This window comes from Novosphingobium fuchskuhlense, from assembly GCF_001519075.1.
GTDB lineage: Bacteria > Pseudomonadota > Alphaproteobacteria > Sphingomonadales > Sphingomonadaceae > Novosphingobium > Novosphingobium fuchskuhlense.
This window is the reverse complement of sequence record NZ_KQ954244.1, coordinates 486,771-506,777: the sequence shown is the minus strand read 5'-3', so window position 1 is coordinate 506,777 and position 20,007 is coordinate 486,771. Positions and strand designations below refer to the sequence as shown.

Sequence of the window (20,007 nt, the reverse complement as noted above, 5' to 3'; positions counted from 1 at the left end):
GCAGGGCAGCGGGCAGAGCGGCGCGCGGGGCGGCCCGCCACCTGTCCATTTTCTGCAAGGGTGCCTTGCGCCATGCCGGGCTGGTGGCTGCGCGCCGCCGCGCTACAACGCGGCCAACAGCCCGCCAAGGTCACCCGTCATGCCCGATGCCGTCGACTACGCTTTCACGCCTTCCGTAAAGGCCGCGCAGATCCGCAAGGGTTCGCGGCCCCATTATGCCGGCATGATCATGGCCGACCGGATCGATGCCCGCCTCGTCGCGTTCGTGGCCGAGGTACGCAGCTTCTATCTCGGCACCGCCAGTGCCCCAACCGCAGGACACCCTTGCGCGCAGCCCTATATCCAGCATCGCGGCGGGCCGAAGGGCTTCCTCAAGGTGCTCGATGACCGGCGCCTCGCCTTTGCCGATTATCGCGGCAACCGGCAGTACATCTCCACCGGCAACGCCGCCGAGAACCGCAAGGCGTTCCTCTTCCTGATGGACTACGCGAACCGCCGCCGTATCAAGCTCTGGGGCGAACTCGATGTGATCGAGGGCGATGCCGATCTCGAGGCCGCGCTTGCCATGCCCGGCTATCGCGGCGTTCCCGAACAGGCGATGGTCTTCACGATCACCGCGTGGGACATCAATTGCCCGCAGCACATCCCGCAGCTTCTGCCCGCCGAAGAGGTGGCCGAGGCGCTGGCTGTGCGTGATGCGCGGATTGCCGCGCTCGAAGCACAGCTTGCCGCCATTTCGGAAAGTGGAACATGATAATCGGGATTATACCCCTACCGGAGCCGCCAGTGGCTTCCTACGTATAAGCAGCAGCCGCCGGTTCCCCCCTCCCTTCCCGGCGGCCCTCTGCGCTCTGGTGGCCGTTTCGGTCGCGCAGAGCCAAGAGCACCCGGGCAGGACCCATCCCCCCGCACCCCTGCCCGGGTGCCACCCTCTTTCTCGCAGCCTGGGGGCGTCCCCTCCCACGCACGCCTCACGAAAGGCCCTGTGATGTCGCGTCCGCCGCTCCCGCCCTTCACCGCCGAAACCGCCGCGCAGAAAGTGCGCATGGCGGAAGACGGCTGGAACACCCGCGATCCGCAGCGCGTCGCGCTGGCCTATACCGAGGACACCCGCTGGCGGAACCGCGCCGAATTTCTCGAAGGCCGCGCCGCAGTCGAAGCGTTCCTCGCCCGCAAGTGGGCGCGCGAACTCGACTACCGCCTCGTCAAGGAACTGTGGACCTTCGCGGGCAATCGCATCGCGGTACGCTTCGCCTACGAATATCATGACGACAGCGGCCAGTGGTTTCGGGCCTATGGTAACGAAAATTGGGAGTTCGACGAACAGGGCCTCATGCAGCGCCGGCTTGCCAGCATCAACGAGCACCCCATCGCGGCGGGCGAGCGCAGGCTTGATTGGCCGCTTGGCCGCCGCCCCGACGAACATCCCGGCCTCACCGCCCTTGGTTTCTGAAAGCCAGGCCGATGAAACCCGCCCGCATCCGCGCGCGTCGGCGGCGCGCCGGTAACGCTGCCAGCTAGGCACGCGCCTAGGCAGCTGTCCTACAGCCCGGCGTCTGCGGTACACTGCAGCCATGCCCGCTGGCCTGCATCCTTCCCGTGAAAACACCTCGGCAAGGATACCCTGCGGCCCCCTCGCGAGTTTCCCCTTAGGACTGTGTCAACTGTGTCAACCTGTTCCGTATAGGGACTCGCGAACGCGAACTGACGCCCGTCTTCCCCAGGGGGGGCGGATTTCGAATATCGGATTTCACTGGAGAGAAACTGGAGCGGGCGAAGGGATTCGAACCCTCGACCCCAACCTTGGCAAGGTTGTGCTCTACCCCTGAGCTACGCCCGCTCGTGCGTTTCTGGCCGGGCTCTCTGGAAGGGCTCGACCGGGGTGAAGCGCGCCATTAGCTTCCCGGCGGGGGCTGCGCAACAGCAAAAATGCGCTTGCCGCATACGGTGCGGTCCGCTTGCCCGCAAATGCCCTTGCCGAACCGCCCTCGCTTCCCACATGGGGTGAGAACAGACCCACCATTTCCAGTGCGGAGACCTTCCAGTGGCAAGCCTTGGCCTCAATCTCGATGAACAGAGAGCGGTGGACCGCTTCCGCAAGGCCGTGGTCGAACCCTCGATGACCAAGCTGGTTGTGCTGGATTTCTGGGCCGAATGGTGCGGGCCGTGCAAGGCGCTCACGCCGGTGCTCGAAAAGGTCTGCGGCGAATATGCGGATCGGGGCGTCCTTCTCGCCAAGATCAACGTCGATGAGGAACAATTCATCGCCGCGCAGTTCCAGGTGCGCTCGATTCCCACCGTCTATGCCATGTTCCAGGGCCAGCCTGTGGCCGATCTCACGCCCGCGCGCAGCGAATCGCAGCTGCGCCAGATGCTTGACCAGATGCTGGCGCGCCTGCCGATCCAGGCGGGCGATGCTCCTGCGCAGGATATCGCCCCGCTGCTGGCGATGGGTGAGGAAGTGCTGGCAGCCGGTGACGGCGAACGGGCGGTCGGCATCTTTTCCCAGATCGCCGAGATCGCGCCCGACAGCGCCGCCGCCCAGTCCGGCCTGATCCGCGCGCTGCTTGTGGTGGGTGACAAGGCGGCTGCGGAAGAGGTTCTTGCTGCGCTCGATCCCGCGCTCGCCGAAGACCCGGCGCTGGCCCAGGCCCGTTCCGCCCTTGCGCTCGCCACCGATGCGCCCGAGCCAAGCGAGCTTGACGGGCTGCGCGCGGCAGTCGCCGCCGATCCGGCTGACATGGCGGCGCAGCTTGCGCTCGCCAATGGGCTCTATGCCGCCGGGGACCGCGATGGTGCGGCCGACCTGCTGCTCACCATAGTCGCGCAGGACCGGGCGTGGAACGAAGGTGCCGCGCGCACCCGCCTGCTCCAGATCTTCGAAGCCATCGGCCTTGAGGATCCGTGGGTCGCCGCCACGCGCCGCAAGCTCTCCACCGTGCTGTTCGGTTGACGCGATGGGGCAGGACAGCCGGCCTGTGCGCCTATCGATTTTCCCGCTCACCGGGGCGCTGCTGTTTCCCGGACTGCAGCTGCCCTTGCATATCTTCGAGCCGCGCTACCGTGCGATGATCTCCGATTCGCTGGTGCGCGACCGCCGCATCGCGATGATCCAGCCCCAGGGCCAGTACGATGGCGCGCCGCTGTTCCACATCGGTTGCGTCGGCAAGATCGGCGAAGTCGAGGCAATGGAAGACGGGCGCTACAACGTCATCCTCCAGGGGATCGCCCGCTTCCGTCTGCTGCGCGAACTCGATGTGACCACGCCGTTCCGGCAGGTCGAGGGCGAACTGATCGAGGATGATGCGGGCGCCAGCCTCAGCGCGGTCGAACGCGCCTCGTTCGAGCGCGAGGCGCGCCGCTTTGCCGAAGCGCAGGGCTATTCGGTCGATTGGGAATCGGTGGGCCGGCTCGATGATGTCTCGCTGATCAACGGTGTCTCGCAGATCGCCCCGTTCGATGCCGCCGCCAAGCAGGCGCTGCTCGAGGCAGACAGCCTGGCCGCGCGCTGCGAACTTCTCGTCCAGCTCATGCAGTTCTTCGGCCGCCGCGATTCGGACGATGGCCGGGTGACGCTTCAGTAAATCAAAACTGCGCGCGCAGCCCGTCGATCACGAACTGCGCTGCCAGCGCTGCCAGCAGCACACCCAGCAGCCGGGTGATCACCGCTTCCACCTGCGAGCCCAGCGCGCGGATGATCGGCCGCGCGGCAACCAGCGCGAAGAAGCTCAGCAGCATCACGGCGCCGAGCGCGGCGAGGATTACCAGCGTCTCGGGCAGGCCATGCGCCCGCGCGGTCAGCAGCATGACCGAGGCGATCGAGCCTGGCCCCGCCAGCATCGGCATGGCCATCGGGAAGACCGAGACGTCCTCCACATGCGGCTGCGCGTTGCGCACCTTTTCTGCCCGCTCCTCGCGCCGCTCGGTGCGCTTTTCGAACACCATGTCGATCGCGATCATGAACAGCATGATCCCGCCCGCGATGCGGAAGCTGTCGAGCTCGATATGCAGCGCGCCCAGCAGGTCCTCGCCGAACAGCGCGAAAACCACCAGAATGCCGCTGGCGATGAGGCAGGCGCGCACCGCCATGCCGAAGGCCTGGCGCGGGGTGGCGGAAGCCGTGAGGCCCGCATAGATCGGTGCGCAGCCGGGCGGGTCGATAACCACGAACAGCGTCGTGAAGGCGGAAAGGAATAGCGCCAGCATCGCCTTACCCCTCGTTCTTCGCGATTTCGGTGCGCTTCAGCACTTCGTTCATCCTGCTGTCCTGCCACAGCCACACAGTCCATTCGCGCGTCCCGCCGGGTAGCACGGTGGAGCGCCAGGCCAGCGTGCCGTCGATCGATCGGCCGTCCGCGCTGTCCGCACCGGGCACGGTGGCCAGCGCCGGGATCGGTCCGGCCAGCGGACGCAAGGGTGGCGGTGCGTTCCTGTCGTGTTTGCGGGGGCGGGGCGGCTCGTCGGCGAGCGGATCACGGTGCGGGCGCGGTGGGCAGTCCGCCACCTTGCCGGTGATGAAATCGGCGCCGGAAAGCGGCGCGGCGAGGTCGCCGCCCTGATCGAGCACCCACTTGTACTCGCCCTTCTTCTGGCGCTGCCACACGGTGGAAAACCAGCCGCTCGCGGTCCCTGCATGATAGCCGCCGAACGTCACGCCCGCGCTGCCATCGCAGCTCATCCAGACCAGGTTTGGCTGCCATTGCACGGTTTCGGCCGGGTTGGCGCGCCCCTTGAGCCAGATCTTGGCGAGCACGCGCTGCGGCACGAACATTTCCGCCTCGTCCGCCGAGGTCGCGGCAAAGGCCGTCCACTGCCCCTTCTCGCGAGCCAGCCGGGCAAAGGCGCTCTCTGCTGCGATGAGCGCGCTGGGATTGCCCGCCGGCGTGACGGCCGGGCGGCTTTCCTGTGCGGCCAAGGGCGACGCGAAGGCCAGCAAGGCAAGGGGGATCAAACGCTTCATGGCGCTGAGCCTAGAGCAGGCGGGCGGCAATAGAAAGGCAGGCCTGTGGGGGACGCGCCTCAGATCGCGTCCGCCGCCAGTGCCAGCCCGGCATTGCGGTAGGCCGCCACCAGGGCATTGCGCAGCAGTACTGCGATGGTCATCGGGCCGACGCCGCCGGGCACCGGAGTGACCGCGCCTGCCACGGCCATCGCACCGGCATAGTCGACATCGCCGACCAGCCGCGTCTTGCCTTCTTCGGCGGCAGGCACCCGGTTGATGCCGACGTCGATCACGCAGGCGCCGGGCTTGATCCAGTCCGCCTTGACCATTTCCGGACGGCCCACCGCCGCCACGACGATATCGGCGCGGCGCACCACCTCGGGCAGGTTTTGCGTGCGGCTGTGCGCGATCGTGACCGTGCAGCTTTCCGCCAGCAGCAGCTGTGCCATCGGCTTGCCGACGATGTTGGAACGCCCGATCACCACGGCATCAAGGCCCGAAAGCGATCTCAGCCGGTCCTTCAGCAGCATCAGGCACCCCAGCGGGGTGCAGGGCACGAAGCCTTGCTGTCCGACTGCCAGCCGGCCCGCGCTGATCACGTGGAACCCGTCGACGTCCTTGTCGGGATTGATCGTGGAAATGACTTTCTGCTCGTCCATGTGCTTCGGCAGGGGCAGCTGGACGAGGATGCCGTCGACGGCGGGATCGGTGTTGAGCTGCTCGACCAACGCGAGGAGTTCGGCTTCTGCCGTTTCTGCGGGCAGGCGGTGCTCGAAGCTGGCCATACCGGCCTCCACGGTCTGCTTGCCCTTGGAGCGGACATAGACCTGGCTCGCCGGATCCTCGCCTACCAGCACCACAGCGAGGCCTGCCTTGCGACCCGCCTTTGCCTCAAACGCGGCGGCCAGTTCTCCCACCTTCGCGCGCAAGGTCGCGGCAAAGGCTTTCCCATCGATAATCGCGGCAGTCATGTCGGTACTCTCTTAATGGTTAATTTAAATCTGCAGCGCCAATTGACCGATAAAGCCGATAAGCTCGGTCAATAGGCTTAGGCCAAAGATCACAACCATGGGTGAAAAGTCGATTCCGCCAGTATTAGGCATTACTCGTCGGATAGGATTAAGAATCGGGTCGAGAATTGCGCTAAGCGCAGTATTGAGAGCGGAGACGACTTGGTTGCGCATGCTGATCACATTGAATGCGACAAGCAAAAAGAGGATGAATTGAACGATGACGACTGCTCGAACGATGCCAATGAGCAGGAGTATGGCATTGATCAGTTGGTAGAACAGCATCATGCATTCCCTATGTCAGCGAGGAGCCCTGCTCCTAGCCGACCCTCTCCCGAAGCCACAAGGGCCCCATCGCCGAACGGCCGTCAGCGATGGACAAACTTGTATGTGTTGCATACAAATTTGTCCAGTACTCACACCCGCGAAGTTCGCAAAGTTGGGAGGCCCCTTCAGGCGCGGATCAACGTACCGGCGCCGCGTGCGGTGAAAATCTCGATCAGCATGGCATGCGGCACGCGCCCGTCGAGCACGACCGCCGCTTCGCACCCCGCCTCAACCGCGTGGACGCAGGTTTCGAGCTTGGGGATCATGCCACCGCTGATCGTGCCGTCCTCTGCAAGGCGCGTGATGTCTGCCGGGGTGAGGTCGGTCAGCAGGCGGCGCTCCTTGTCGAGCACGCCGGGCACGTCGGTGAGGAGGAACAGCCGCGCCGCGCCGAGCGCGGCGGCAATCGCGCCGGCCATGGTGTCGGCATTGATGTTGTAGGTCTCGCCGTCCTCGCCGACGCCGATGGGGGCGATCACCGGGATCATGTTGGCGCCGGTAATGGTGTCGATCACCGTGGTATCTATCCGCGCCGGCTCACCCACGAAGCCGAGGTCGACGACGATGGTCTCGCCGCTTTCCGCGTCGTTGATCGCCTTGGGGGCCTTCTTCGCCTCGACCTTGCGGGCGATCACCATGCCGCCGTCCTTGCCGGAAATGCCGATGGCCTTGCCCCCGGCGCGTGCGATCCAGCTGACGAGTTCCTTGTTGATCGCACCCGCCAGAACCATCTCGGCGACTTCGGCGGTCTGCTTGTCTGTCACCCGAAGGCCATCGACGAACTTCGATTCGATGCCGAGCGCTTTCAGCATCCGACCGATCTGCGGGCCGCCGCCGTGGACCACCACCGGATTGATGCCCACCGCCTTGAGCAGCACGATGTCCTCGGCAAAATCCTGCGCAAGATCGGGATCGCCCATGGCGTGGCCGCCATATTTCACAACAAAGGTCTTGCCTGCATAGCGCTGCAGATAAGGCAGCGCCTCGGTGAGGGTTTCGGCCTTGGCGAGCATCGCCTTGTGGTGGGCGGCGTCGTCTTCTGCGGGATCGTGCGTGGTTGCCATGATGCCCCGCGCTTTGGACCAAGCGGCGCGGCGGCGCAATATTTAGCGCTGACCGTCCATCCAGCGCCCGAGCTTGACGAAGACCCAGATCAGCGGCGGAACCATGATCGTGGAAAGCAGCAGCTTGGCAGCGATCTGCCCCGCCATGATCTCGCCGATGGGCAGCGGCACGCCGGCCGCATCCTTTACGCCGGCGAACGAGATGGTGATGAAGATCAGCGTATCGACCATCTGGCTGAGCAGGCTGGCGATCCATGCGCGCAGGATGAGCAGCCGCCCGCGTCCGCCCGCAAGGCGCGAGAAGACATAGACGTTGAGCGTCTGCGACGTGCCATAGGAAATGAGCCCCGCGAACTGCATGCGCGCGCCCTGGCCAAGCAGGCGGGCATAGGCGTCCTGATCACCCCAGAACGGCGCGGGTGGCACGACGTTGATCACGAAGGTCAGCAGCAGCATCGAGGCGATAAGCGGCACGAAACCGAAGCGAACCAGGCGGTTGGCGGCATCCTGCCCGTAGAGTTCGGCAACCGCGCTTGCCATCACGACCAGCAACAGGAACGCGAAGATCCCGCTCTCGACCGCGAGATCGCCCACCAGCGGCCAGTGCCCCAGCGCGGCAATCTTCGTCCCGAGCACGCCGGCGAGCACGACAAGGCCGCCATAAAGCAGGGAGAATGCAAAGAGCGAAAGGGGGATGGCCGGGGCCGGGTCGTGATCCTGCATTGCCGGTGGTTAGCGGGATTTTGACCCTGCGCCAAATCCCGTTTAAGCCATGATGCACAGGGTTTTGGGCAGGGTTTTGTAAGGGGAGCGGCGGGCCCGCGATGCGCGTTTTGATGAGCCTCGCCGGCATGGCGCTGATCCTTCTGGCCGCCGTTCTTCTCTCGTCCAATCGCCGGGCCATCCGGCTGCGGGTGGTGGTGCCGGCCTTTGCGCTGCAGGCCGGGTTTGCTGCGCTGGTGCTCTATTTCCCGCCGGGAAAAGCCGCGCTGCAGGGGGGGGCGGCGGTGGTCGAAGGGCTGCTCGGCTATGCGAAGGCGGGGGTTGCCTTCCTGTTTGGCCCGCTCGCCGATCCTGCCATCGGCGGTCGCAGCTTCGCGATTGCCGCGCTGCCGACGATCGTGTTCTTCGCGGCGCTGATCTCGATCCTCTACTACCTCGGCATCATGCAACTGGTAATCCGCTGGATCGGCGGAGGCCTCGAGAAGATCACCGGCATCAGCAGGGTCGAGGCGCTGTGCGCTGCCTCCAACATTTTCGTCGGCCAGAGCGAATCGCCCTTGGTCATTCGGCCTTATCTCTCCGCGCTCAGTCCTTCGCAGATGTTCACGGTGATGAGCGTGGGCATGGCGGGCGTCGCGGGGACAATCCTTGCCGCCTACGCCGCAATGGGCATACGCGTGGACTATCTTGTCGCCGCCGCCTTCATGTCCGCGCCCGGCGGTGTGCTGATGGCTAAGCTGATCATGCCCGATGTGCCGCCGCCCGAACACGCACACGATGAAACACCCCTGCACAATCCGCACCTCGGGCCCCATGCTGCGGTATCCACACCGGAGGAGGAACGCCCCGCCAACCTCATCATGGCCGCCAGCCAGGGCGCGCAGACCGGCGTGCGGCTGGCGGTTGCGGTTGGTGCTATGGTGCTCGCCTTCGTGGCGCTGGTCGCCATGGCGAACGGCCTGCTTAGCGCGCTTGGCGCGCACATCGGCTATCCGGGGCTTTCCTTCCAGCAGATCCTTGGCACGGTGTTTGCCCCCGTTTTCCTCCTCCTCGGCGCGCCCGATTGGGCCGAGGCGGCGCAGGCGGGTGGCCTGTTCGGCACCAAGATCGTGCTCAATGAATTCGTCGCCTTCATCGATCTCGGCGCGGCGAAGGACCTTTCCGCCCATACCGTCGCTATCGTGACCTTTGCCTTGTGCGGCTTTGCCAATTTCAGTTCGATCGCGATCCAGATGGCGGTTTCGGGGAGCCTTGCGCCAAACCAGCGCCCGGTGATCGCGAAGCTGGGCCTCAAGGCGTTGGCCGCAGGAGCGCTCTCCAACCTGATGAGCGCCGCGCTGGCGGGGATGTTCCTCAGCGTCTGAGGCGCTCGCGTCCCTCACGCAGCAGCAGCGGCAAGCCCAGCAGCACGAAGGGCGCGGCCATGAAGCCCCAGTAGCCGTTGTCGGGCCGCCCGAACACGGTGAGCGCGGCGAGGAAACCGGTGCTGCCGATGGCGGCGATGCGCTCGAACTCCCGGCCCCAGCGCAACATCGCGGCGAGCGAGGCGGTCACGGCCACCAGGATCAGCGGGCCGGGTAGGCCGGTCAGCACCAGATTGCGGCGCAGCGCGTCGATCACCAGCGACAGCCCGCCGAAACGCACCCAGCCGGGGGAAATCAGGTCGTCCTGCTGAACCTGCGCGAAGACGAATTGCGCATGGAGCACCCACAGTCCGCCCGCCAGCGTTATGGCAGCCACCGCCAGACCAGTCCGCTTCCAGTCCCGCTGCCACAGGCCGTACAGAACCATAGCTGCGAGCCACGCCAGCGCCGTCTCGCGCATCAGCACGGCCAGCAGCGCCAAGCCCACCGAAAGCCACGGCCGCCGATGCGCCGCGAGCGCGAGCATCACCAGCAGCACGCTCCACTGCTCGTGCAGATAGACATTGTCGGGAAAGAACGCACCGAACAGCCCCGCCACGGCCAGCGCGACCATCGCCAGCGCCTCGGCCGGGGGTCGGTCCGACAGGCTCTGCCGCATGGCGATCAGTGCGCCAAACAGTAGCGCGATCAGCGCGGCGGTGCGGGTCGCCGTGCTGGGCAGCAGCGCCAGCAAGTACGTCATCGTCGGCGGGCGAACGGCAAGCGCGGGCTGCACCGGGTAGGAGCGTTCCCGCTGCGCATCCATTGTTGCCGGGTAGAAATTCTCGCCGCTGCGCACGCGCTCGACCACGGTGCGGTAGAGTTCCTGATCGAGCTGGATGGGCTTGCCGGGCGCTTTCGCTGCCAGCGGCACTGCAAGGCAGGCCAACACAGCCAGCAGCAGGGCGCGCCACATCCTCACAGCTCGTGCTTCAGGTCATAGAGCAGATCGAGCGCCGCGCGGGGGCTCAGCGAATCGATGTCGATGGCGCCCAGTTTCTCGCGCAGCGCATCGACTTTCTCTTCCGCCGCCTCGATGGCTGCGGCGAACAGCGGCAGGTCATCCAGCCCCGCCGCCAGCCCGCCAGTCGCGGCGCGGCCTTTCTCCAGCCGGTCGAGCACCGACTTGGCGCGCTTCACCACCGGCGCGGGCACCCCGGCGAGCCGCGCCACGGCAAGGCCGTAGCTCTTGTCCGCAGGGCCTTGGGCCAGCTCGTGCAGCAGCACCAGATCGCCTTTCCACTCCCGCGCGCGGACATGGTGGAGCGACAGCGCCTCGCACGTCTCGGCAAGGCGGGCGAGCTCGTGGTAGTGCGTCGCAAACAGGCAGCGCGAGCGGTTCACCTCATGCACCGCCTCCGCCACCGCCCAGGCAAGCGCAAGGCCGTCATACGTGGAGGTGCCGCGCCCTACCTCGTCGAGAATGACGAAACTGCGCTCTCCTGCTTGCGCGAGGATCGCGGCGGTCTCGACCATCTCGACCATGAAAGTGGAGCGCCCGCGCGCAAGATTGTCCGCTGCGCCGACGCGGCTGAACAGGCGGTCTACCACGCCGATGTCCGCCGCCTCCGCCGGTACGAAGCCACCTGCCTGGGCGAGGATCACGATGAGCGCGTTCTGCCTGAGGAACGTCGATTTACCGCCCATGTTGGGGCCACCGATCAGCCACAGCCGGTCGCGCGGGCTGAGCGTGCAGTCGTTGGCCACGAACCGTTCGCCCCGCGCCACCAGCGCCGCCTCGACCACCGGATGCCGCCCGCCGCGGATCGCAAGCGCGGTGTCTTCGGTGAGATGCGGGAGGCACCAGCCGCCTTCCGCCGCCCGCTCGGCCTGCCCGGCGGCCACGTCGATCCGCGCGAGCGCCGCCGCGGTCTGCGCAATCGCTTCGCGCGCCGACACGGCACGGGCGGTCAGGTCCTCGAAATGCGCTTCCTCCGCCGCCAGCGCGTGTCCGCCCGCCTCGGCGATCCGGCTCGCTTCTTCGTGCAACGCCAGCGCGTTGAAGCGCACCGCGCCGGCCATGGTCTGGCGGTGGGTGAAGCCGCTGTCCGGCAGCATCAGCCGGTCTGCATGGCGCGCCGGCACCTCGATGAAATAGCCGAGCACGCCGTTGTGGCGAATCTTGAGCGAAGGGGTGCCCGTCTCCTCGCGGTAGCGAGCCTCAAGCGCGGCGATGGCGCGGCGCGAATTGCCGGCGGCGTCCCGCAAGGCATCGAGCGCCGCGTCATAGCCACCCGCGATGAACCCGCCGCTCGCCCGCTCGGTGGGCGGTGCGGGGACGAGCGCGCGGGAAAAGAGATCGATCAGCGCGCCGTGGCCGCCCAGCGCCGGGATCAGGCCATCCGCCAGCGCCGGCCGGTCAGTGCGCGCGGCAAGCAGCGTTTGCACCCGCTGCGCTTCGCCAAGGCCGTCCCGCAACTGGCCAAGATCGCGTGGGGATCCCCGGCCTGCCACGATCCGCCCCAGCGCGCGGCCGATATCCGGGGCCGCGCGCAGCACGGCACGCAGGTCCCCGCGCAGCAGCGGGTCATCATGCAGCCAACTCACCAGCTCGAGCCGGGCGCGAATGGCGGCGAGGTCGGTCAGCGGCGCGGCAAGATCCTCTGCCAGCAGCCGCGCGCCCGCGCTCGTCACACAGCGGTCGATGGCCTCGATCAGGCTGCCCTTGCGACCTCCTCCGGACCCTGAGAGAATCTCGAGGCTGGCGCGGGTCGCCTCGTCCATCGCCATGAAGGCGCTTGCCTCGCGCACCACCGGCGGCAGCAGCAGCGGCAGGTTCCCGCGCCCGACATGTTCGAGATAGTCGATCAGCCCCGCCGCAGCGGCCAGCATCGCACGGCTGAAAGTTCCGAAGCCATCAAGCGTCGCGACGCCGTGCAGCGCCATGAGCCGATCCGCGCCGCGCTGCGAATCGAAGGCGCGGGCAGGGCGCTCGGCGGCCTCGGGCAGCTCCACGGCGGAATCCTCGGCCCTGACAAGTTCGGTCGCGCCGAGCCTCGCCAGTGCGGCGGCCAGTGCTTCGGGCGCGCATTCCTCAAGCTCCATCCGCCCGGTCGAGATATCGCAGGCAGCAATGCCCGCCATCCCCCGCACGGTGCAGACGGCCGCCAGCACGTTGGCGCGGCGCGGTTCGAGCAGGGCGTCTTCGGTGAGCGTCCCCGCCGTCACGAAGCGGACGATGTCGCGCGCGACGAGCGCCTTTGACCCCGCGCGTTTGCGAGCTTCTTCCGGCGTTTCGGTCTGCTCGGCAATCGCGACGCGGCACCCGGCGCGGATGAGCCGGGCGAGGTAGCCCTCCGCCGAATGGACCGGCACCCCACACATCGGGATCGGCACGCCGCCGTGTTCGCCCCTGCTGGTGAGCGCGATATCGAGAACGCTGGCGGCGATCTTCGCGTCCTCGAAGAACAGTTCGAAGAAATCACCCATGCGGTAGAACAGCAGACAGCCGTCAGCCTGCTGCTTCAGCGCAAGATATTGCGCCATCATCGGAGTTGGGGCATGGGAGCTCACAGCGGTTGTGGCTAGACGAGCGCCGCGGGTTTCTCAAACGATCGACACCGGATATCGACATTTCCGGGCATAGGCTGGGCGGATGCTGCGGAGGTTCTTGGGGGGCGAGTGCCCCCGGGGGTCTTGGAGATGGTCAGATCGACCATCCCGGTTGACGCCGATGCGAAAGTGAACTGGGGTTGATGCAAGTCCGCGAGAAGACCTTTGCGATGAGCCTGCGCGCACTGTGGGAACGTGCGGTCGCGCTGCCCTGGCTTAGCCTGCCGGGCATTACCATCATCGTCGTGCTCGTGTGCCTTCCCTTCGCGCTGGTCGAAGTGCCGCCGCTGATCGACGTGCCGGGCCACATGGGCGCGGCTGCGATCGAAGCCGCCCGCCCGGGCAACCCGCTGCTCAAGTACTTTTCATGGAAGTGGGTCTTCACGCTCAACATCGGCGGCGATGTGCTGGCGAAGCTGATCGGCGCGCAGTTTGGCATCCTTGCCGCGGGCTGGTGGAGTACGGTGCTGGCGACCGGCCTGTTTGCCGGGGGCTGCCTCGCCACGATCCGCGTGCTCAATCCCAAGGGCGGGCACGGCGCGCCCTGGGCGCTGATGTTCGTGTTCAGCTTCCCGCTGCTGACGGGCTTCCTCAACTATATCCTGGCAACGGGCCTTTCGCTGATGGCCTTCGCCGCCGCCGTCTGGCTCGAAGACAAGCCGAAACAACGGGCCGCCCTGCTGATCGCGGCGCAGCCGGTTGCGATGCTATGCCATGCCATCGGCGGTCTGCTGCTTGGCCTGCTGGTCGGCGCGAACGCGGTAGGGCGCGAGCTTGATCGCCTCCCGGCCGGCTGGTGGCATCCGTCCGAATGGCGCCGCCTGCGTGATGAGCAGGACTGGCGGGCGATCGCCAAGCGCTTGTTCATCCTGTGCTGGCCGCTTGTGGCGACGGTGGTCACGATCATTCTGTGGAAGTACCTCTCGCCCGAACCCGCGCGCAGCATGAACCGCTGGCGCTGGGATCAGAAGGCCTGGTACTTCATCCTCACCTTGCGTGATCAATCGCTCCTGCTTGATGGCGCGACGACGATAGCCTGCTTCGCGTTGATCTTATTCGGTTGGCTGCTTGGCGCACGCTGGAAGTGGCAGCTCGGCCTCCCGGGCCTGCTCGTTTTCCTGCTCTTCATGGCCATTCCCAGCGACATCAATGGCAGTGCGTTCGTCGATGTGCGCCTGCTCCCGGTCGCCTGCATGCTGGCGCTCGGCCTTCAGGACTGGAGCCGTGTGCCGCTCGAACGGGCGAGGATGATCGCATTGGCCGGTGTGCTCCTGCTGGGCACGCGGCTTGTCGTTACCGCCGCCAGCTTTGCAGACTACGCGGACGACTACCGCAAGCAGCTTTCGGCGCTTCACCACGTCGAGCCCGGCAGCCGCGTCCTCGCCTTCGTCGAGCATTCGTGCCTCTCCGAATCCTGGCGCAACACCCGCCGGGATCACCTTGCCAGCCTTGCCAGCCTCTACCGGCAGGCCTGGGTCAACGACAACTGGGCGGTACCGGGCCTGCACATGGTCATTCCGCGCTTCCGCCCGGGCCGCAACTTCACAGCCGATCCCTCCGAGTTCGTGTGGTCGCCGGCGTGCCAGGGTGGCCGCATGCGCAGCGTCGATACCGCGCTCAAATATGCGCCGATCGAACGCGTCGACTATGTATGGCTGATCGATACCGGGATGCCCCGCCGCCCGGATTCGCGGCTCCAGCTCGTCTGGCAGGAAGGCCGCAGTCTGCTTTTCGCCGTCCGGCCCTTGGGTTTTCCGAACTGGCGCACTAAGGACTTGTAATCAGGCCGTACCCGCGGCGCGCGCCTCATGTCTGAGGGGGGGCTGGCGGGCCAGCAACGGACGCGCCAAGGGGGAATACATGACCGACGAGAGCAATGTCCGCTTCACCGAACGTGAGGCGCTGTTCTACCATAACACGATTCGCCCCGGTAAGATCGAGATCATCGCTTCGAAGCCGATGGCGACCCAGCGCGACCTCAGCCTGGCCTATTCGCCCGGCGTCGCCGTCCCGGTGCGCGCCATCGCCGAGGATCCGTCGACGGCCTATGACTACACGGCCAAGGGCAATCTCGTTGCGGTGATCTCCAATGGCACCGCCATTCTCGGGCTTGGCAATCTCGGTGCGCTCGCCTCGAAGCCGGTGATGGAAGGCAAGGCGGTGCTGTTCAAGCGCTTCGCCGACGTCGATTCGATCGACATCGAACTCGCGACCGAGGACCCGCAGGCCTTCATCGATGCGGTCACGCTGATGGAGCCGAGCTTCGGCGGGATCAATCTCGAGGATATCAAGGCGCCCGAATGCTTCATCATCGAACAGGCGCTGAAAGAGCGTCTCAAGATCCCGGTGATGCACGATGACCAGCACGGCACCGCGATCATTTCCGCGGCTGGCCTGCTCAACGCCTGCTTCCTCACTGGCCGCAACCTGGCAGACGTGAAGGTCGTGGTGAACGGCGCGGGCGCTGCGGCGATCGCCTGCACCGCGCTGATCAAGGCGATGGGTGTTCGCCATACCAACGTCACCATGTGCGACAGCAAGGGCGTGATCTACATCGGCCGCGCCGGCATCGACCAGTTCAAGTCTGCCCATGCCATCGATACGCCGCACCGCACGCTCGAAGAGGCGATGGAGGGCGCGGATATTTTCCTCGGCCTCTCAGTGCAGGGCGCGGTGACGCCGGAAATGGTCAAGAAGATGGCACCGCAGCCGATCATCTTCGCGATGGCCAACCCGGACCCCGAAATCACCCCGCCCGAAGCCAAGGCGGCGCGGCCCGATTGCATCGTCGCCACTGGCCGTTCGGATTATCCGAACCAGGTCAACAACGTGCTCGGCTTCCCCTTCATCTTTCGGGGCGCGCTCGATGTGCGGGCGACGGCCATCAACGAGGAAATGAAGATCGCCGCCGCCCGCGCCATCGCCGAACTGGCGCGCGAGCCGGTGCCCGAGGAAGTCGCCGCCGCCTACGGCCAGAACCACACCTTCGGGCTCGACTACATCATCCCCGCGCCGTTCGATCCTCGCCTGATGGAAGTCGTCTCCTCCGCCGTCGCCAAGGCGGCGATGGATTCGGGCGTGGCGCAGAAGCCGATCGAGGATTTCGACGCCTATCGTACCGAGCTGAAGGCGCGCCTCAATCCCACCACAAGCGCGCTCACCAGCGTCTATCAGCGGGTCAAGGAGAATCCCAAGCGTGTCGTCTTCGCCGAAGCGGAGAACGAGGTCGTGCTGCGCGCGGCGATCCAGTACCGCGATTTCGGCTATGGCACGCCCGTGCTCGTCGGGCGCACCCAGGCGGTGCACAATCTGCTCACCGAACTCGGCGTCGGCGATCCGGACAGCTTCGAAATCCACAACTCCGCCGTCTCGCCGCTCGTGCCGGAAATGGTTGCCTATCTCTACGAGCGGCTGCAGCGGCGCGGCTTTCTGGAACGCGACGTGCGGCGCATGGTCAACCAGGACCGCAACGTGTTCGCTTCGCTGCTTGTCGCGCTCGGCCATGGCGATGCGATGATCTCGGGCATGACCCGCACGTTCGCGCAGACGATCAAGGAAGTGCGCCAGGTGCTGGATCCCAAGCCCGGCCACCTGCCCTTCGGCATCCACATGATGATCGCGAAGAACTACACCGTGTTCCTTGCCGACACGACGGTGAACGAGCGCCCGAATGCCGCGGAATTGGCGCATATCGCGACCGAGACCGCCGCTGTGGCCCGCCGCATGGGGCATGAGCCGCGCGTCGCGTTCCTGTCCTACTCCACCTTCGGCAATCCGAGCGGGCGCTGGCTCGACGAGATCCGCGGCGCGGTCGCGATCCTCGACGAACAGAAGCCCAATTTCGAATACGAGGGCGAAATGGCGCCCGATGCCGCGCTCAATCCCAAGGTCATGGCGAGCTATCCGTTCAGCCGCCTTTCCGGCCCTGCCAACGTCCTGATCATGCCCGGCCTGCAATCGGCCAACATCTCCGCCAAGCTGCTGCGCGAACTCGCCGGCAACGCGGTGATCGGCCCGATGCTGATCGGCATGGAAAAGCCCGTCCAGATCGCGGCGATGACCTCGATCGCGCCGGATATCCTGACGCTGGCGGTGCTGGCGGCAGCGGGGATTGCGGGATGAGCTAGGCTGCGGCGGCGCGGCTCTGCATGTGCCGGATGCGCGCGCGGACGAAGAGCACGTATCCGGCGTAGATCAGCGCGAGTGCGGCCGATCCAAGCAGTCCCGCGTGGTAGCTTCCGGTGGCGTCGCGCATCGCGCCAAAGGCGTAGGGCGAGGCGAACGAGCCCAGCTGCCACAAGGTGTTGATGGCGCCGCTGCCGACAGCAAGCTGGCGGACCGGCAGCGCGTCAGGCCATGATGCGATGACCAGCCCTCCCGCCGCAAAGCTCACCGCAGTCTGGAGCAGATAGCCTGTCACCACGGCGCCCGGCGAGGGGGCAAGGCCGATCAGCAACAGGCCCAGACCGGCAATGCTGCCCAGCGCGGCGGCATAGCGCAGCCTGTCGCCGTGACGGTCGGAATGCCAGCCGGCCAGCAGGATCACCACCGCCCCGTTGAAGCCGCCGAGACTGACCAGCCAGCCGATGGTCTTCGTGTCGAGCCCGCCGTTCGCCGCCAACACGGCCGGAGCCGAAAGGACAAAGCCGCCCATCGCGCCGTTCAGCAGCAGCCCCGTGCAGCCCAGCAGCCAGACCGTCGGATTGGCCAGAACAGTGCGCAGATCGTGGTTCTTAGAATGGCCGATCAGCGCCGCGTCCCGCGCCAACTCTGCTGCAATCCAGGCCTTCTCCTCCGGCGCCAGCCAGCGCACGTCCGCCGGTTTGTCGGGCAGGAAGCGCAGGAGGACAAGGCCTACCAGCACGGCGGGCAGGCCCTGGGCGAGGAAAATCCACTGCCAGCCGCGCGCGCCGGCAAGGCCGTCCAGCCCGAGCAACGGCGAAGCCGTCGCCCCCATCAACACGCCGGCCAGCGCCGGAGCGATGTAGATCCGGCTGACGGCGCGCCCCCGCCAGGCTTTCGGGAACCAGTGCGAGAGGTAGTAGACAAGGCCCGGAAAGAACCCTGCCTCTGCGGCGCCGAGCAGGAAGCGCATCAGATAGAACTGCGTAGGCGTTCGGATGAGCATCATCCCCATGGCGATGAAGCCCCAGGTAATCATGATCCGTGCCAGCCACTGGCGCGGGCCAAAGCGCGAGGCCATGGCCCCCGAAGGGATCTCGAACAGCGCATAACCGATGAAGAAGAGGCCGCCGCCAAACCCGTAGACCGTCGAACTGAAGCCGAGATCGGCGTTCATCTGCAGCGCCGCAAAGCTCACGTTGACGCGGTCGACATAGGCCATGATGTAGGCCAGCAGCAGAAACGGAACGATGCGCAGCATCGCCTTGTTCATGGCGCGGCGCGCTACGCCTGCTTCACCGCTGTCTCCCACGCTACGCTCCGTCTGGCCCCGGAGCGCAGGTTGATCCGATGGTGCGCCTCAGCGCAAATGAAATGTCAGATCAGGCCCGCCAGGGGACTGCTGGGATCGGCATACTTGCGCGTGCCCATCCGGCCCGCAAGATAGGCATCGCGCCCCGCTTCGACCGCCGCCTTCATCGCGCGGGCCATGCGGATCGGGTCCTTGGCTTCGGCAATCGCGGTGTTCATCAACACGCCGTCGCAGCCGAGTTCCAGCGCCACCGCGGCATCGCTCGCCGTGCCAACGCCCGCATCGACCAGCACCGGAACCTTGGCACCTTCGACGATCAGACGGATGGTCACGCGGTTCTGGATGCCGAGGCCGGAGCCGATCGGCGCGCCGAGTGGCATGACCGCCACTGCGCCGGCATCCTCGAGTTGCTTCGCTGCAATGGGATCGTCCACACAGTAGACCATCGGCAGGAAGCCTTCCTTGGCCAGCACTTCGGTCGCGCGGATCGTTTCGACCATGTTCGGGTAGAGCGTGCGCGCCTCGCCCAGCACTTCCAGCTTCACGAGGTCCCAGCCGCCCGCCTCGCGCGCGAGGCGCAGCGTGCGGATCGCGTCTTCGGCCGTGAAGCAGCCGGCGGTGTTGGGGAGGTAGGTGATCTTCTTGGGGTCGATGTAGTCCGTCAACATCGGTGCCTTGGGATCGCTGACGTTGACCCGGCGCACCGCCACCGTGACGATCTCCGCGCCCGAAGCCTCGACCGCCGCCGCATTCTGCGCGAAGTCCTTGTACTTGCCGGTGCCGACGATCAGGCGCGAGCGGAAGGTGCGGCCTGCCACGGTCCAGGTATCATCATCCTGCCCACCGCCCACGAAATGCACGATCTCCAGTACATCGCCGTCCGCGACGGCCACGGCTCCCAGCGTCGAGCGCGGGACGATCTCGCCATTGCGTTCCACCGCGACCTTGGCGGGATCAAGCTCGAGGCTGCGGACGAGATCGGCGATCGTGCCGGGCGCGGCGCGGCGCGGTTCGCCATTGATGGTGAGGGTGAGAGATGCTGCAGTATCGGTGGACATGCGACGGGCTTTAGCGCGCGCCACGGCGCACGCAAGCTGTCAGCAGGTGTTGCGCCGCATGTTGACGATATGGGCCGAGGCGACCAGCACCACGCCGCAGATCGTCAGCAGCGCCTCGCCCGTGCCGTGGTCGCTGGCAATCGCGGCTGCCATCAGCGCGAGGCCGGTGCTGCCGAGCGCCAGCGGCAGGCGGTGGCCATGGCGCAGTGCGCCCGCCCCGATGGTGAACATGCCCACGAGGAAGGCCGCCACCAGTCCGAAGCGATGGATCGCCGGATTGAGCAGCACGCCGCCGCCCAGTCCCAACACGCCGATCAGGAACAGCCCGGCCACGCAGTGCACCATGCAAAGCCCGCTGATCAGCACACCCAGCCGGTCAAACCGGCCGCGCAGCATCGCAGGCGAAGAGTCCGGGCGATCAGTCATGGCGGTCGCTATATGTAATAGTATCACATAACGCAATGCTCAAGCTGAGCTCCGGCGCAACACCTATC

18 protein-coding genes and 1 tRNA gene are annotated in these 20,007 nt (G+C 66.4%); 7 read left to right on the top strand and 12 right to left on the bottom strand.

Features of this window, described 5'->3' with window-relative positions:
* Window positions 1-139 precede the first annotated feature (139 nt).
* Entirely contained in the window at window positions 140-754 is a 615-nt protein-coding gene (locus AQZ52_RS02235) for a pyridoxamine 5'-phosphate oxidase family protein (RefSeq protein WP_067906315.1), read from the top strand.
* Window positions 755-988: 234 nt separating this feature from the next.
* Window positions 989-1,453 carry a nuclear transport factor 2 family protein gene (locus AQZ52_RS02230; protein ID WP_067906314.1) on the top strand — a complete coding sequence of 155 codons (465 nt, stop codon included), beginning with the start codon at window positions 989-991 and terminating at the stop codon, window positions 1,451-1,453.
* A 312-nt stretch (window positions 1,454-1,765) separates the two neighbouring features.
* On the opposite strand, the gene AQZ52_RS02225 is transcribed toward AQZ52_RS02230, so the two are convergent.
* A tRNA-Gly gene (locus tag AQZ52_RS02225) sits at window positions 1,766-1,840 on the bottom strand.
* A gap of 204 nt (window positions 1,841-2,044) precedes the next feature.
* Between AQZ52_RS02225 and AQZ52_RS02220 the strand changes: the two genes are divergently transcribed.
* Both AQZ52_RS02220 and AQZ52_RS02215 read left to right on the top strand, forming a co-directional pair.
* Entirely contained in the window at window positions 2,045-2,953 is a 909-nt protein-coding gene (locus AQZ52_RS02220; RefSeq protein WP_067906313.1) for a tetratricopeptide repeat protein, read from the top strand.
* Between the two features lie 4 nt (window positions 2,954-2,957).
* Complete coding sequence (locus AQZ52_RS02215) at window positions 2,958-3,584, top strand: LON peptidase substrate-binding domain-containing protein (protein WP_205626408.1); 627 nt, start codon at window positions 2,958-2,960, stop codon at window positions 3,582-3,584.
* Window position 3,585: 1 nt separating this feature from the next.
* Here AQZ52_RS02215 and AQZ52_RS02210 read toward each other — a convergent pair whose 3' ends face one another.
* From AQZ52_RS02210 to AQZ52_RS02185, 6 genes are all read right to left on the bottom strand, one after another.
* The gene (locus AQZ52_RS02210; protein WP_067906312.1) at window positions 3,586-4,206 is read right to left on the bottom strand and encodes a MarC family protein; all 621 of its coding nucleotides are present in this window, start codon (window positions 4,204-4,206) and stop codon (window positions 3,586-3,588) included.
* A 4-nt stretch (window positions 4,207-4,210) separates the two neighbouring features.
* A complete protein-coding gene (locus tag AQZ52_RS02205) occupies window positions 4,211-4,960 on the bottom strand; it encodes a hypothetical protein (protein ID WP_067906311.1) in 750 nt (249 codons plus the stop codon).
* A gap of 59 nt (window positions 4,961-5,019) precedes the next feature.
* Complete coding sequence (gene folD, locus AQZ52_RS02200) at window positions 5,020-5,913, bottom strand: bifunctional methylenetetrahydrofolate dehydrogenase/methenyltetrahydrofolate cyclohydrolase FolD (protein ID WP_067906310.1); 894 nt, start codon at window positions 5,911-5,913, stop codon at window positions 5,020-5,022.
* A 24-nt stretch (window positions 5,914-5,937) separates the two neighbouring features.
* Window positions 5,938-6,240, bottom strand: a complete 303-nt coding sequence (locus AQZ52_RS02195; protein ID WP_338045465.1) for a YggT family protein — start codon at window positions 6,238-6,240, stop codon at window positions 5,938-5,940.
* Window positions 6,241-6,404: 164 nt separating this feature from the next.
* Window positions 6,405-7,343 (bottom strand): acetylglutamate kinase, encoded by a 939-nt coding sequence (argB, locus tag AQZ52_RS02190; protein WP_067906309.1) that lies wholly within the window; start codon window positions 7,341-7,343, stop codon window positions 6,405-6,407.
* A 42-nt stretch (window positions 7,344-7,385) separates the two neighbouring features.
* Complete coding sequence (locus AQZ52_RS02185; protein WP_067906308.1) at window positions 7,386-8,066, bottom strand: queuosine precursor transporter; 681 nt, start codon at window positions 8,064-8,066, stop codon at window positions 7,386-7,388.
* A gap of 101 nt (window positions 8,067-8,167) precedes the next feature.
* On the opposite strand from AQZ52_RS02185, the gene AQZ52_RS02180 reads away from it, so the two are divergent.
* A complete protein-coding gene (locus AQZ52_RS02180) occupies window positions 8,168-9,430 on the top strand; it encodes a NupC/NupG family nucleoside CNT transporter (RefSeq protein WP_067906307.1) in 1,263 nt (420 codons plus the stop codon).
* Here the strand turns inward: AQZ52_RS02180 and AQZ52_RS02175 are convergent.
* Together AQZ52_RS02175 and mutS are read right to left on the bottom strand one after the other, a co-directional pair.
* A complete protein-coding gene (locus tag AQZ52_RS02175) occupies window positions 9,420-10,385 on the bottom strand; it encodes a hypothetical protein (RefSeq protein ID WP_067906306.1) in 966 nt (321 codons plus the stop codon). The genes AQZ52_RS02180 and AQZ52_RS02175 overlap by 11 nt on opposite strands.
* Window positions 10,386-10,387: 2 nt before the next feature.
* Window positions 10,388-12,958, bottom strand: a complete 2,571-nt coding sequence (gene mutS / locus AQZ52_RS02170) for a DNA mismatch repair protein MutS (protein WP_067906305.1) — start codon at window positions 12,956-12,958, stop codon at window positions 10,388-10,390.
* Window positions 12,959-13,191: 233 nt separating this feature from the next.
* Here mutS and AQZ52_RS02165 point away from each other — a divergent pair, with 233 nt between their 5' ends.
* Window positions 13,192-14,802, top strand: coding sequence for a hypothetical protein (locus AQZ52_RS02165; protein WP_156424755.1), 1,611 nt, complete (start codon window positions 13,192-13,194; stop codon window positions 14,800-14,802).
* A 79-nt stretch (window positions 14,803-14,881) separates the two neighbouring features.
* Window positions 14,882-17,143 carry an NADP-dependent malic enzyme gene (locus AQZ52_RS02160; protein WP_067906303.1) on the top strand — a complete coding sequence of 754 codons (2,262 nt, stop codon included), beginning with the start codon at window positions 14,882-14,884 and terminating at the stop codon, window positions 17,141-17,143.
* A gap of 1 nt (window position 17,144) precedes the next feature.
* On the opposite strand, the gene AQZ52_RS02155 is transcribed toward AQZ52_RS02160, so the two are convergent.
* The 3 genes from AQZ52_RS02155 to AQZ52_RS02145 all read right to left on the bottom strand — a co-directional run bounded on the left by AQZ52_RS02155 (window position 17,145) and on the right by AQZ52_RS02145 (window position 19,939).
* Window positions 17,145-18,455: an MFS transporter gene (locus tag AQZ52_RS02155; protein ID WP_240481408.1), complete on the bottom strand. Its 1,311-nt coding sequence runs from the start codon at window positions 18,453-18,455 to the stop codon at window positions 17,145-17,147.
* A 65-nt stretch (window positions 18,456-18,520) separates the two neighbouring features.
* The gene (thiS, locus tag AQZ52_RS02150) at window positions 18,521-19,513 is read right to left on the bottom strand and encodes a sulfur carrier protein ThiS (RefSeq protein WP_067906301.1); all 993 of its coding nucleotides are present in this window, start codon (window positions 19,511-19,513) and stop codon (window positions 18,521-18,523) included.
* 39 nt (window positions 19,514-19,552) lie between these two features.
* Complete coding sequence (locus AQZ52_RS02145; RefSeq protein WP_067906300.1) at window positions 19,553-19,939, bottom strand: MerC domain-containing protein; 387 nt, start codon at window positions 19,937-19,939, stop codon at window positions 19,553-19,555.
* Between the last annotated feature and the right edge of the window lie 68 nt (window positions 19,940-20,007).